The organism is Brevibacterium sp. 91QC2O2, assembly GCF_024580695.1.
GTDB lineage: Bacteria > Actinomycetota > Actinomycetes > Actinomycetales > Brevibacteriaceae > Brevibacterium > Brevibacterium moorei.
In genome coordinates this window covers 1-12,711 of record NZ_JANIJY010000017.1, presented here as the reverse complement: position 1 = coordinate 12,711, position 12,711 = coordinate 1, and the positions used below count along the sequence as shown (strand labels likewise).

Sequence of the window (12,711 nt, the reverse complement as noted above, 5' to 3'; positions counted from 1 at the left end):
AGTGGAGGCCGTGATGAACCAGCAGAACCCCAAGCCGTCCAGGCCATCAGACGGTCCCGCGAACAACTCCTCAACGGGCGGTGAAACCAGTGAGGACGCACGCCTGGCCGAGGCCGCGGACCGGTTCGTACAAGCCCGCGCCCGGGAACAAGAGCACACCCCGGTCACCGGGGAGCGCTTGGCGGGGCTGAGTCGCGGGGCAAAGGGCGGCGAGCCCAGGTAAGCAAGAACAAGAGCGAAGCTCAGCAACCGCATTCCAACCGAAGGCCAGTCACCATGTTCACACCAGTTCCGCAGACCGAGGATTTCTCCGCGATGATCGTCGCACCCCAGCCCGAGGCCACAGATGCCGGCGCGCAGACACTGGCCGCTGGCGGCAATGCCGTGGACGCGGCGGTCGCCACTGCCTTGGTCCAGGGCGTGGTCGACCCACTCATGTCCGGCATCGGCGGAATGGCGATCGCCCAGATCGTCACCCCTGATGGCCAAGTCCACATCATCGACGGGCTCGGGACGAGTCCCCAGGCGGTCACCCCGGATGTGTGGGCCGACAGGCTGTTGGGCCCCACCACCGACGGCTTCGGTTTCCGGGTCGAGGGGCATGTCAATGAAACCGGTGCTCAGTCCATCATGACCCCGGGGACGCTGAAGACCTTGGAGGCGATTCACACCCAGTTCGGCCGCCTGGCCTGGTCCGACTTGTTCGCCGAGGCGATCAGGCTGGCCCGTTCGGGCTGGCCGATCCGCCCACATGTGCACACCGTGCTCACGCAGAATGAGCAGAAGTACGGCCGCATGGACTTCGGCGACAAACTGGCCAATACTGCCGATGGTCGGCGCATCTATCTTCCGCATGGAACGCTGCCGCGCCTGGGCGATATGATCATCAACCCGGAACTGGCCGACACCCTGACCCACCTGGCCAAGGCCGGTGCTACGGACCTGTACACCGGTGAGCTCGCCGGTGTGATCGCCGATTCCATCCGGGACGGTGGCGGGTTCCTGACCCGCGATGACCTGGCCGAATATGAGCTTCAGCACCGGGACCCGGTCGTCGGGCGGTACCGCGGGCTGAAGGTGACACTGCCGCCGAATCCGGCCGGTGGCGTACAGACCATGCAGACGCTGGGGATTCTCGACCGGTTCGATATGGGCACCATCGCGCATGGTTCCGCCGCGCACATTCGAATCCTGGCCGAGGCGATGAAGCACGCCCTGCGCGATAAAGAGGACCTGTGGCGCCGTCCCACGGCCACCAACGCGGACTATGCAGCATTGTTGACTGCCGAGGCCCTGGACCGTGCAGCAACCGAGGTCCGGGCCGGGCTTCGTGTGGATGTGGACGGCCCGCGCTATGCGGACACCGATGCGAACGCTGGTCCGGACAACGAATCGCGCCACACCACGCATATCTCCGCCATGGACGCCGATGGCCTAACGGTCTCGTTGACCCACACGCTGGGAAATCCTTCGGGCTTCATCCCCAGCGGTACCGGCTTCATGATGAACGGTGGGATGAGCACGTTCGATCCACGCCCGGGCACCTCGAATTCAGTGGCGCCGGGAGCCAGGCGACGCACCACGATGGCGCCCACGGTGGTCCACGATGAAACCGGGCCGATCATCGCCATCGGAGCCCCTGGCGCATCCTGGATCACCCCGGCGATCGTGCAGGGGATCTCCAATATCATCGACTTCGGGATGCCCGTGGACCGCGCTGTGGCAGCGCCGCGAATCGTCGCAACATCCAACGCGATCGACATCTCGAACAGGATCCCCCGGTCTGTAGAACTCGCGCTACAGGGTGAGGATTACGAGGTCCGCAGGTCAGCACTGAGCTTTGCATTCGCCGGGGTCCATGCGATCACCCGCATCGATGGTCGTTTGGCGGGCGGCGCCGACCCCCAGCGCGATGGCTATGCGGCGGGGGTGTGAGGCCCGGACCGAAAATCGCTGGACCATTCATTTCAGATTGGACCGGATGAACAGCCCAATCTGAAATGAACGGTCCAATGATTGAGGAGCGCGGGCCTGAGCACCGTCAGCGCCCGAACCCGTCCCAGGCTCCGTCGCATTTCTCCTCGAACCGGGTGTGCGGCCAGTCCGAGCCCGGGACGAAGCGGGTGAAACCTCGGAATACCAGCTCATCGTGCATCGCCCGCGCGGCACCCGGACCGCAACGGTACGGACCCGATGCCTTCACCCACAGCCGCTCACCCGCTTCCTCCACCAGGTCGAACAGGGGATGCTCGCCCAGCTCCACCTCCAATGACGTCTGGGGCAGGCCGTAATGGTCGATGACGATCTTCAGATCCTCCGGCAGCTTGGGCAACAGGTCCGCGATCTCGATCTGCTGCTCGGCCTTGGCCTGGAACTCCAAGTGCCAGTCCAGGCGCTCCATGAACCGCAGGATCGGTGCCCAGGCCAGTCCGGCCAGATCCGGCATCTGGCGTCCGATCAGGTTCAGGCGCACGCCCCGGACCCCGGCCTCGTGCAAAGCGACGAAGCCGTCCTTGACGAACCCACCCAGCGCATTGAACGTCGCCGAGGGATTGACATCGTCGACCACGATCACCCCGCGCAGCCGCTGGGGGTACTGCTGCAGAGCAGCCAGCAGGTAGCTGTTGTCGGTGCCCAGGAAGCTGGGCTGGATCAGCGTGCCCCAGGCCAGGCCGTGGGCGTTCAACTGCGCCAGGTAGGCCTCGGTAGACGCAGCGTAGTCCGGCACGTAGCGTGGGTGCTCCGTGGCGGCGACGCCGGCTTGGAAGACGTGGGCGTGGTAGTCGCCGGGGGCAGCGGTAGGTGGATCGAACAGCGTGTCAGCCATGGGTCCTACGATATATCTATGACAGCAACGATCATCGGCGTTGTGGGGCTCGTCGTTATCTTCGCCCTGTCGATGTGGCGCGGCGTGAGCATGGGTGCGATCGCCCTGTTCGCCGCCTTCGCGCTCGGCACCTTCTACTTCGGGATGAAGACCGACGACGTTTCGGCCCAATTCCCCACGAACCTCCTGGTCACCCTGGTGGGCGTCACCTTCTTCTTCGGACTGGCGCGGGCCAATGGCACCGTCGCCAGAGTCGTCGACGCGGCTGTCGGCCTGACGCGCGGAAAGGCGTGGGCCCTGCCCTGGGTCTTCTTCATCCTGGCCGCGATCATCACCGGCTCCGGCGCGCTTTCGGCCGCGACCAACGCGATCCTGGTTCCGGTCGGCCTGGCCTTCGCCTCGCGCTACCGGATCAGCCCGCTGCTGATGGGCCTGTCGATCCTCAACGGCACCAACGCCGGCGGCTTCTCCCCCATCGCCGTGTACTTCTCGATCGTCAACGGCGTGTTGGTGAAATCGGGGATCACCGTCGATCCCACGGCGATCTTCATCGGCACCTTCGTGTTCAACCTGGTACTGAACCTGGTCGCCTTCTTCCTGCTGGGCGGCCGCGGCCTGCTCGCGCGGCGCGGCGGTGGCGGTGCGCAAACCACCGGGGCCGAGGTCCCGGCCGGCAGCGCACGTGCCATCACCACCGCGCCCGCGGGCACCGGCACCACGACCGCAGCCGAGGCCCCGGCGAAGGAGTCCTGGACCTGGCTGAACTATCTGACCCTGGTGCTGTTCCTGGCGATCCTGGGTCTGGGCCTGTTCGCGAAGCTGGATGTGGGGTATCTGGCGCTGGGATCCGCTGTGCTCCTGGGCCTGATCGCGCCCCGTCACGTCAAGGACGGCATGGATGCGATCGGCTGGGGCGTGGTGCTGCTGATCGGCGGCATCGTGACCTATGTGGGAGTGCTGCAGGAGGCCGGCGTCGTCGACACCCTGGCCAATGGGATCACGGGGATCGGCTCCGTGCTGGTGGCCTCGCTGCTCATCATGTACGTCGCCGGCATCGTGTCCGCCTTCGCATCGACCAATGCCATGTTCGGTGTGCTGGTGCCCATCGCCGCACCCCTGCTGTTGGGCGGCCAGTTGCCCCTGGTGGGCTTCGTCCTAGCACTGTCGATCGCGGCCTCGGCGGTGGATTCCTCGCCGTTCTCCACCGGCGGCGCCCTGGTCGTGGCCAATACGGAGGAGGACAAGCGCGACAAGACGTTCAAGGGCCTGATGACCTGGGGCATGTCCATGACCGCGATCGTGCCCCTGATCGTCTGGCTGCTGTTCCTGGTGGGGCGGGTGTAGCACAGGGCCATCCACACCGGGCCGGTTGGTCCGGCCCGCTAAGCCCCCGCCTCCTGCGCCCGGGCCAGGAACGAGATGTCCACCGCAGGCTGTTCTCCCACTGCCAGGGCGGCCGCGATCTCGCCGATCGCGGGACTCATCTTGAACCCGTGGCCGGAGAACCCCGCCGCCACGATCACGTTCTGCGCCCCCGGAGCCGCGCCCAGCCATTCGTGTCGGCTGGGCGTATAGGACTCGTAGTAGAAGTCCACCCGGTAGGGCTCCGGATCCAAGCCGGGGAAGTAGCGCCGGATCTTCGCCTGGAACGCCTCCATCACCTCGGGGATCACCTGCCGGGGACCGGCCTCGGGCCGTTCCACCTGGGGATGGTGTTCGAACCCCAGCCCCAGTTTCATCCCCATATGGTCGAAGGTCGGCAGAGCGTACAGATACGTCGGATTGCTGCGGATGATCGGGTGGATCCCCGCCATCACCTGCGGGGTGCGCCCGGTGAACCACGCGGACATCAGCTGGTGGCTGTGCAGGGTATCGGCCAGCTGCGGCACCAGGTGCTGGGTCCACGGCCCGCCGGCCACAATCACCCGGTCGAAGTACTCGGTGCGCGTCTCCGCTGCCGCGGCCCCCGCTGTGCCCGCGGCGCCTTCTGCGGCACGACCGGTCCCCCGCACCCGCGAGACGACCCGCACCCTATCGCCCAGATCCTCGACCTCCACCACCTCGGTGTTCGTCCGCAGCTCGCAGCCGGCGCGCACCGCCAGCCCCGCCGCGGCCTTGACCGTCAGCTCGGGCCGGATCACCCCGCCGAGCCGGTCGAAGACGATCGCGTCCTCGGCGTCGAAGGCGTGCGAGGGGAACCGCAGCCTGGCCTCGTGGACATCGAGGATTTCCGCCTCTGGTTCGTCCTGCGCCGCGGCCAGTGCATTGCGGGTCTCCTCGGCGTCGGCGGGGCCGGCGACCAGCGCGCCGCCGAGTTCCCGCAGCCGCCAGCCAGACTCCGTCTCCAGGTTCGCCCACAGTTCGCCCGCGCGCGCCACGATGGGTGCATAGTGTGCGTCCTCGAGTTCGATATTGCGGAACAGCCGATTCCCACCGCCGGCCGCCCCGCGCGGATGGCCCGGCGCGTACTGTTCGAAGGCCGTCACATTGTGCCCCGCGCGGGCCAACTGCCACGCAGCCTGCGCGCCCATGGTACCGGTCCCGATGACTGCAAAGCGGTTCGTGCTCATTGTCCTCACTGCTTCCTTTCAGGGGATGGTGCGGTGCATTTCGGATGGGGCGCGGGCGCCCTCTGAGACCCTGCCCGTTCCTCCGGGCTCACTCCCGCATGGCTCACGGCGCCGAGGTCTCGACGACATTGCGCAGCGGCTCACCTGCGGCGAACCTGGCCAGGTTGTCGAAAAAGAGTTCGGCGAAGCCCCGGTGCCGGTCCCGCGTATCCCCCGACATATGTGGGCTGATGACGACATTGGGCTGCGCGAACAGCGGATGGTCGGCGGGCAGGGGCTCCGGCGCGGTCACGTCGAGCACCGCCGCGGATCCCGGCCGCTGCTCCATCGCCCCAGCCAGGGCGATATTGTCCACGGTGTCGCCGCGGCCCACATTGATGAAGACCACGCGCTCGGATAAGCCGTCCAGCAGTGCGGAGTCGATGATGCCCCGGGTCGTGGGACTCGACGGGAGGACGGCGACGACCACGGAGTAGTCGGCGATGTCCACGCCCGAACCCAGCTGCGCGAAGGTGAAGACCCGGTCGAAGGGACCGGCCGCAACCTCGGCGGTCGGGGGAACCGTGCGACGCACCCCGTCGACTCGCGGCACTCCGATCCCCCGCAGATGCCGGGCGACCGCAGACCCAATCGAGCCCGCGCCCAGCACCAGCGCGCGCAGCTCGTCATTGCCCAGCAGCTCGCGGTAGTGCGAGCTGTGCGCCCGCGAATCCAGGGTCGAGGTCAGCAGTCCCTTGGACCACAGCAGGGTCCCGCCCACCACGAATTCCGCGATGGCATCGTCGAGGACTCCGCGCGCATTCGTCAGGGTCACCCCGGATTCCCTGAACGCAGGGGTGAGCAGCCGGTCATAGCCGACCATGCTCAACTGCACCCATTTCAGTTCGGGAGCCAGCCGCAGGAGTTCGTCGATATCGGTCCAGTAGGAGGCACGGACATAGACGGCCTCGGTGTCGGGGTGGATATCGGCCAGCTGGGGAAGCGTCAGGACCTGCAGTCCCAGGTCCCCCGCCGCCCGCTCCAGGTACTGGGCTCCGGCTCCGTCCTCGCGATCGATGACGCAGGCGCGGATGGGCTTGGCAGGCATGTGCCTCACCGTCCTGAAACTACATTAGCGGCTAGACCCAAGATTGATGTTTGTGTCCCACCACGCTTGTGTTCAACTTTGTCGGCGCCGCTGTACAACGCCTGGACCACCCGCGTACCCACCCAGCGGAGGGGCTCCGGCTCCCAACTCCGCGGGGCTCTACGCACCCAGGTGGGGTTCGGCTGTTCATCATAATCACTGAGTATCTGGGCAACCGCACGACCTGCCACATATGAAGCGGTAACCCCCTGGCCTGCATAGCCGCCAGCCCGAACAAGGTGATTGTTGGCGTCCACATCGATAAATGGCGACCAGTCACGTGGTACACCCAAGATGCCTCTCCAGGCATGGGCAAATTGCATGGGGACCGATGGAAATAGATCACGGGTAATCTCTTCGAGAAGGTCTATAGTCCCGCTATCCATCTCACCGTTCTTGTCGGTCTGCGAATTCCAAAAGTATGGACGTCCCCGACCGCCCAGAGCAATCCGGTCGTCTGCCGTACGCTGCGCATAGAAATACACATGCTGCGCACCAGAAATGCATTCGTAGCCGCTCCAGCCGATTTCATCCCACTGCTCTTGGCCCAACGGCTCCGTCACAATCATCGATGAGATCATCGGCAGAAGAGAACGTTTCAGCCCCGGCATCGCGGCGGTATACCCTTCGACTGCCATCACTACGGACTTGCCGTGGGCATGACCTCGACTCGTCCGGCAGTCTCCCTGATCAATCGAATCCACACGGGTGTTCTCATAAATAATGACACCGAGGTCCTCGCAGAGTTCCGCAACTGCATAGACCAGCTTAGCGGGATTGCACTTGACCGCATATGGGCTGTAGAGGGCACCCGTGACCCCAGGGGAGTTAATTCTCGTGCTTGTCTCACTAGCTGAAAGAAGACGGACTTCGTCTTCGGTAAGCCCCCATTCACGATCTTCAGCCAGATGATGTCGGAGCCTTGCTAATTCCGCTTGGGTCCTTGCAATCTGCATCCACCCGCCCCGGTGAGCATCTATGTCCTTCCCGTGAGCCCGCATCAGTTCCTCGACCTCGAACGCCGCGTTGAAGCACTCACGTTCCATGGCCAGGAGATCATCATGTGACGCCCCTGGCCGCTCCAGGTTCTTCCGCATCCCGACCGTCTTACCACTGATCCAGCCGCCATTACGTCCAGAGGCCCCGAAACCGACGTATTCCTGCTCCAGGATTACAATCTTCAGCCCGGGGTCGTAGGTTTTAAGCCAGTATGCGGTCCACAGACCCGTATATCCACCACCGACTATGACAACATCGGCGTACACATCACCCTCGAGCCGTTCACGTGTCTGGGACATCTCACGAGTCGAATCCAGCCAAAACGAACCGTTGCCGTTTTTCACGTCCACATCTCCCTGCACTCATCGATTTCCATTAGGCGTCTTTAGAACTTATAGAACTTGGTGACAGGATCTTTGCACTCTCAGCTTCCCAACTGAGATGCACGGAATCACCAACAGAAACGTCTGGGGCAATCTGCGAACTCATCCGAACTACACCATTGCCCTCCTGCTCCCCCGTACCGGCGAACTCAACGCTGTACTTCACCGAATGACCCATATAGACGATGTCCCGGACAACGGCATCGACTCCTGGACCGGCGCCTGCATCCGACCCCGTCAAAGACAGAGCCACACTTTCCGGACGAATCATCGCCTCAGCAGGGCCTTCGGCGTACTGCTCGATCTGCCACTGAGTACCGCCGGCGTCGAAGATACTCCCACCAGCACTACTCCGAACGGTTCCTGATACATGGATCGACTCCCCCAGAAAACGAGACACGAAGTCGTTTGCCGGGTTCAGATAGAGTTCAGAAGGAGTCCCGATCTGCTGAACTCGACCCTCGTTGAACACGACGATCCTGTCGGACAACGCCAAGGCCTCATCTTGGTCATGGGTCACATATATAACTGTCGTTCCCAACTCCCGATGAATCCGACGAATCTCACCTTGAAGGCTCTCCCGCAGGGCTCGGTCCAGGGCGCTCAACGGCTCATCCATCAACAGCAGAGGTGGATCATAGGCAATCGCCCGGGCCAGGGCCACGCGCTGTCGCTGACCACCCGAAAGCTGTGCCGGCATACGTTCCCGGAAGCCTTCCAATGACACCTTCTTCAAGGCGTTCGCAACAGCGGCGCCGCGGTCCGCCCTGCTGAAACCATGTTGCTTGAGTGGGTACTCGACGTTCTTCTCCACCGACATATGCGGGAACAGGGCGTAACCCTGGAACACCATTCCGATGTTCCGCTTATGGATCGGGATAGACGTGACATCCGTTCCGTCAATACTGATCGTGCCCGCAGTAGGTTCTTCAAACCCTGCAATCATGTTCAACGTCGTTGTCTTTCCGGAGCCACTTGGGCCCAGCAGGGAGATGAACTCACCCGGGTTGACGTCGATCGAGATGTCCTGAGCGGCCGCAACCGACCCGTAGTTCTTGAAAATCGATTCCAGGGTCAGCGATGCGCCTTTTATCTTCTGGGTCATTTCTGTTTCTTCCTAAGCTGCTGGGAGAGTATCCCGCCTGCTGCTGCAGCGGTCGTAACGAGCATGATGAGGGTAGCCGCGGCCGCAATCGTCGGATCCACTTCACGTTGCATGCTCGCATACATCCGTACAGGTAGCGTCTGCAGGTACGGGTTCGAGATGAACATCGATACGATGACCTCATCGAATGAGGTGATGAACGCGAAGAACGCGCCCGAAAGGATTCCTGGAAGAAGGGCTGGAATCGTCACCGTCATAAACGCGCGAAACTTGCTGGCCCCGCAAATCCAAGCCGCCTGTTCCAACTGCTTGTCGAAACTGGACAAGGAGGACCCCACGTTCACCACGACGTAGGGTAACGCCAACACTGTGTGAGCAATGAGGAAACCCGTAAGGGTGCCGACCAACCCCATCTTCAGGAAGAGTCCGTATAGACCCACACCGAAGATAACCGAGGGGATCACTAGTGGGGTGACGAGAAGGTTGGTTCCCAGCTTCTCCCGGATACCGGGCACCCGGGACAGGCCGTACGCGGCCGGCGTTCCCAACACCGTCGCGATGATTGCCACCAGGACTGCGATCTGGACTGAATTGAGGAGGCCACCGTACCATGCACTGTCACTGAAAAAATTCGCATACCACTGAAGTGAGAATCCCTGAGGAGGAAAGGCCAGCGAACGTTGTTCGTTGAAACTCAGTGGAATGACGATCAAAGTTGGCGCAACGAGCCAAACCCCCACAATTCCACACACGATCCACAGAGCGATGCGGGACTTGTCTACCTTCTTACGACGCTTCATGGGTAGTGATTGCTTATCAGACACGTTGTTCGTCATACCCCCGTTCCCCCGATCTTCCCGATCTTAACGCCGAAGGCCCTGGCAATGAGGTACAACAAGAGAAACACCGCGCCGACCAGAACCAGCAACGCCACGGCGAGGGCACCACCGCGACCCCATTGCAGAAGTTCCATCACCTGAGAGAACATCGCGTTGGGCAACAATTGTTCACGTGGAGAGCCCAAGATCGCGGGAGTCACGTAGAACCCCAGCGACAGAATGAAAACTATCAGAGAACCCGCAAATACGCCTGGCAGGGACAAAGGAAAGTAAACCTGCAGAAACGCCTTCCACTTGGGTGCACCCAAGACCTGTGCCGCCAGCGGAAGTTTCATGTCGATACCGACCATGGTGGAAAACAACGGGAGCACCATAAAGGGCATCAGTACCTGACACATGCCGATGAGCACTGCAGTATTGGTTCCTAAAATACTGACCGCAGGCAGACCCACTCCCTCCAGAATCGTATTAAGCAGACCGTTCCGCTGGAGAATAATGACCCAGGCGAATGCCCGCACCATCATCGAGGTCCAGAAGGGTAGCAACACCACGATGAGTAGGAGACCCCTGAGACCACCGGATGTAGTAGCCATCAAGTAAGCGTAAGGATATGCCAGAACCGCTGTGATAACGGTTGCGATCACCGCTGTATAGATGGTGCGGATCAGCACAGAGCGTGCAGACGAACTACCAATCAACCATTCGTAGTTCTCAAATGTCGTGTTCGCATCGGTGAAACTCCTTGCGATGATGATGATAACGGGGAGAAAGAATGCCGCAGCGACCAGAAGAATGGCCGGCCACGCCAAGACCTGGGTCTTTGATTCGGCGGTCTTCATTCGTTTCCTCCTTTACAAGGCGGAATATTCAGTGGACACGGCACGATCTCAACCATTCAGCCAGTCGGCCCAAGTCGAGTTCAGTTCGTCCAGGTTCTGGCCCCAGTAGTCACCGTTCTGGGGAATTGTCTGCTTGAGGATCTCAGGCTGCGAAACATCGAACTTCTTCGCGTCTTCATCGAATTCAGGCTTGGCGTCGACATTCACCGGCGAGTAGCTCGTCAGCTCGGCCATTTCCTTCTGCTGTTCCGCGCCAAGCGCATAGTTAATGTAGGCATAGGCCGCCATGCGGTTGGGAGCATCAGTCGGAATAGAGAACGTGTCACTGGCAAGGAAGCCGTCGGTCCACACCGGCTTGAAGTTCGCACCGTTCTTGTTTGCCTCGAAGATCCGGCCACTCCAACCGAAAATCATGTCTACTTCGCCAGACTGCACCTGCTGGGTCTGTTCAGCCCCCGTCTGCCAGAAGACCGCGTCACTCTTGATCTTGTCGTAGGTATTCAGAGCCTTGTCCGTGTCAAGGGGGAACAGATCGTCCTTCTTCACACCTTCGGCCAGCAACGCGGCCTCGTACGTTCCAGCCGTGGGCGACGGGCGGCCGTCCAGACCTCGCTTACCGGGGAATTTCTTGGTATCGAAGAAGTCGGCCCAGCCCTTTGGCGGCGTATCTCCATACTTGTCAGCATCGTAGAACAAGCCATATACATACGCCTGCGAGGGCAGGTAGCAGTCGCCCTTCACCGCACTTTCGGGCAACTTGCTCGTGTCGATCAGACTGAGGTCCAGCTTCTCGAACAGAGTTCCGCAGTTGGCTCCGTTAATGGTCGGGCTGGCGTTGACGACGTCCCACGAAACATTGCCGGCCTCGACCTGTGCCTTAACCTTGGCTACGTCTGTCGGACCGTCTGAGAGCACCTTGGCACCGCTGGCCTCTGCGAAGGGATCGGAGAAGGCCTTGTCCTGCCCCTTCTGATATTCGCCGCCCCAGGACACGAAAGTCATCGTTGTTCCGGACAAGGAGCCCGCTTTGACCTCGCCCACGGTCGGGTTCTTGAAGTCGTCTTCATTCAACGAAGACGAGTCTCCACCTCCCGACATACAGCCGGTCAACGCCAAGGGTGCGGCCAGGCACAGTGCTGCGATTGCCTTGATTTTCATGAGTCAGTCCCTCTCTTGGGTTCGTGGTTCTTGATTACGAGCAACGCACTACACCGCTCGGGTCCTGCGTTGTAGATTGTGTTCGGCCGTGATGATGGAAAGTCGATACTGTCGCCCGGGCGTAGAACATGGACTGTGCCCTGACGTTCGACACCCAAATACCCGCCTTGGCAATACCAAAGCTCGGTCCGCTCGCTCACCGGAGGTTGTCTCAGACCTGTGCTTGAACCGATGGGGAAGTCGAACAAACAGATATCAACATCGATCATTTCCTCACGGGTGAGCACCCATTTGTCCACACCGTTGTAATCGAGATAGCGGTAGTTGTCCTTGCGCAGTAGCCGTCCGGCAGGAGCGGGCGGCGCAAACAGGTGGCCGACAGTCGTTCCCAACGCCTGGCAAATACGATTGAGCGTGCTGAACGTGACATCGCTGCTGGAACGTTCGAGCTGCGATATAAACGATGTGCTGACACCCGCCTGTTTCGCGAGCTCGGCTTGGGTGAAGCCCGACGCCTTGCGTAGGTTCTTTACCGCTTCTGCAAGCTCAGCAGAGACCTCTGACACGGACGATAGTGGCACTTCATCACCACTCAGTTTCCGCATGTGACCTCCTTCACTTTATGTGATTGAGTTCATACTATGACAGCCGGCTGAGCAAGACAAGAGCCTCACTTGAATTAATTGCAGCACCACTGGTCTTGTCGGCTTGTCCCATCGATCCAGACGTCCGCGCTGCCCCGTTACCTTTTTAGTAGCCCTGGTTCGTGACAGGATCAGGACTGCTGGCCCGTCGGGCCCGGCATGACTTATGCCCCCAGTCATTGATGATCCGGGGGGTGTTGTCACCGGGTTCCGATAGGCAT

The 12,711-nt window shown here is 61.6% G+C and carries 12 protein-coding genes; 3 read left to right on the top strand and 9 right to left on the bottom strand.

Features of this window, described 5'->3' with window-relative positions; all coding sequences use genetic code 11:
- The first annotated feature begins 13 nt into the window (after nt 1-13).
- Both NQ036_RS11370 and NQ036_RS11365 read left to right on the top strand, forming a co-directional pair.
- The gene (locus NQ036_RS11370) at nt 14-223 is read left to right on the top strand and encodes a hypothetical protein (protein WP_257049511.1); all 210 of its coding nucleotides are present in this window, start codon (nt 14-16) and stop codon (nt 221-223) included.
- 53 nt (nt 224-276) lie between these two features.
- A complete protein-coding gene (locus NQ036_RS11365) occupies nt 277-1,935 on the top strand; it encodes a gamma-glutamyltransferase family protein (RefSeq protein ID WP_257049512.1) in 1,659 nt (552 codons plus the stop codon).
- Between the two features lie 106 nt (nt 1,936-2,041).
- On the opposite strand, the gene NQ036_RS11360 is transcribed toward NQ036_RS11365, so the two are convergent.
- Nucleotides 2,042-2,827 (bottom strand): amidohydrolase, encoded by a 786-nt coding sequence (locus NQ036_RS11360; RefSeq protein ID WP_257059087.1) that lies wholly within the window; start codon nt 2,825-2,827, stop codon nt 2,042-2,044.
- Between the two features lie 18 nt (nt 2,828-2,845).
- On the opposite strand from NQ036_RS11360, the gene NQ036_RS11355 reads away from it, so the two are divergent.
- Nucleotides 2,846-4,171, top strand: a complete 1,326-nt coding sequence (locus NQ036_RS11355; protein WP_257059084.1) for an SLC13 family permease — start codon at nt 2,846-2,848, stop codon at nt 4,169-4,171.
- 38 nt (nt 4,172-4,209) lie between these two features.
- Here the strand turns inward: NQ036_RS11355 and NQ036_RS11350 are convergent, their stop codons facing one another.
- The 8 genes from NQ036_RS11350 to NQ036_RS11315 all read right to left on the bottom strand — a co-directional run bounded on the left by NQ036_RS11350 (nt 4,210) and on the right by NQ036_RS11315 (nt 12,451).
- A complete protein-coding gene (locus NQ036_RS11350) occupies nt 4,210-5,397 on the bottom strand; it encodes an FAD-dependent oxidoreductase (RefSeq protein ID WP_257059083.1) in 1,188 nt (395 codons plus the stop codon).
- A gap of 103 nt (nt 5,398-5,500) precedes the next feature.
- Nucleotides 5,501-6,484: a D-2-hydroxyacid dehydrogenase gene (locus tag NQ036_RS11345; protein WP_257059079.1), complete on the bottom strand. Its 984-nt coding sequence runs from the start codon at nt 6,482-6,484 to the stop codon at nt 5,501-5,503.
- Between the two features lie 5 nt (nt 6,485-6,489).
- Nucleotides 6,490-7,866, bottom strand: a complete 1,377-nt coding sequence (locus NQ036_RS11340) for an FAD-dependent oxidoreductase (RefSeq protein ID WP_257059076.1) — start codon at nt 7,864-7,866, stop codon at nt 6,490-6,492.
- Nucleotides 7,867-7,897: 31 nt separating this feature from the next.
- Nucleotides 7,898-9,010, bottom strand: a complete 1,113-nt coding sequence (locus NQ036_RS11335) for an ABC transporter ATP-binding protein (RefSeq protein ID WP_257059074.1) — start codon at nt 9,008-9,010, stop codon at nt 7,898-7,900.
- Nucleotides 9,007-9,846, bottom strand: a complete 840-nt coding sequence (locus NQ036_RS11330; protein WP_257059072.1) for an ABC transporter permease — start codon at nt 9,844-9,846, stop codon at nt 9,007-9,009. The genes NQ036_RS11335 and NQ036_RS11330 overlap by 4 nt, the downstream gene beginning before the upstream one ends.
- Nucleotides 9,843-10,688 (bottom strand): ABC transporter permease, encoded by an 846-nt coding sequence (locus NQ036_RS11325; RefSeq protein ID WP_257059070.1) that lies wholly within the window; start codon nt 10,686-10,688, stop codon nt 9,843-9,845. The genes NQ036_RS11330 and NQ036_RS11325 overlap by 4 nt, the downstream gene beginning before the upstream one ends.
- A 48-nt stretch (nt 10,689-10,736) precedes the next feature.
- The gene (locus NQ036_RS11320; protein ID WP_257059068.1) at nt 10,737-11,846 is read right to left on the bottom strand and encodes an ABC transporter substrate-binding protein; all 1,110 of its coding nucleotides are present in this window, start codon (nt 11,844-11,846) and stop codon (nt 10,737-10,739) included.
- Nucleotides 11,843-12,451 carry a helix-turn-helix domain-containing protein gene (locus NQ036_RS11315; protein ID WP_257059066.1) on the bottom strand — a complete coding sequence of 203 codons (609 nt, stop codon included), beginning with the start codon at nt 12,449-12,451 and terminating at the stop codon, nt 11,843-11,845. The genes NQ036_RS11320 and NQ036_RS11315 overlap by 4 nt, the downstream gene beginning before the upstream one ends.
- Nucleotides 12,452-12,711: the final 260 nt, after the last annotated feature.

Coding starts and splice junctions, on each gene's coding strand:
- NQ036_RS11365 (WP_257049512.1), top strand. CDS start 277: ATGTTCACACCAGTTCCGCAGACCGAGGATTTCTCCGCGATGATCGTC.
- NQ036_RS11370 (WP_257049511.1), top strand. CDS start 14: ATGAACCAGCAGAACCCCAAGCCGTCCAGGCCATCAGACGGTCCCGCG.
- NQ036_RS11360 (WP_257059087.1), bottom strand. CDS start 2,827: ATGGCTGACACGCTGTTCGATCCACCTACCGCTGCCCCCGGCGACTAC.
- NQ036_RS11345 (WP_257059079.1), bottom strand. CDS start 6,484: ATGCCTGCCAAGCCCATCCGCGCCTGCGTCATCGATCGCGAGGACGGA.
- NQ036_RS11325 (WP_257059070.1), bottom strand. CDS start 10,688: ATGAAGACCGCCGAATCAAAGACCCAGGTCTTGGCGTGGCCGGCCATT.
- NQ036_RS11355 (WP_257059084.1), top strand. CDS start 2,846: ATGACAGCAACGATCATCGGCGTTGTGGGGCTCGTCGTTATCTTCGCC.
- NQ036_RS11350 (WP_257059083.1), bottom strand. CDS start 5,397: ATGAGCACGAACCGCTTTGCAGTCATCGGGACCGGTACCATGGGCGCG.
- NQ036_RS11335 (WP_257059074.1), bottom strand. CDS start 9,010: ATGACCCAGAAGATAAAAGGCGCATCGCTGACCCTGGAATCGATTTTC.
- NQ036_RS11330 (WP_257059072.1), bottom strand. CDS start 9,846: ATGACGAACAACGTGTCTGATAAGCAATCACTACCCATGAAGCGTCGT.
- NQ036_RS11315 (WP_257059066.1), bottom strand. CDS start 12,451: ATGCGGAAACTGAGTGGTGATGAAGTGCCACTATCGTCCGTGTCAGAG.
- NQ036_RS11320 (WP_257059068.1), bottom strand. CDS start 11,846: ATGAAAATCAAGGCAATCGCAGCACTGTGCCTGGCCGCACCCTTGGCG.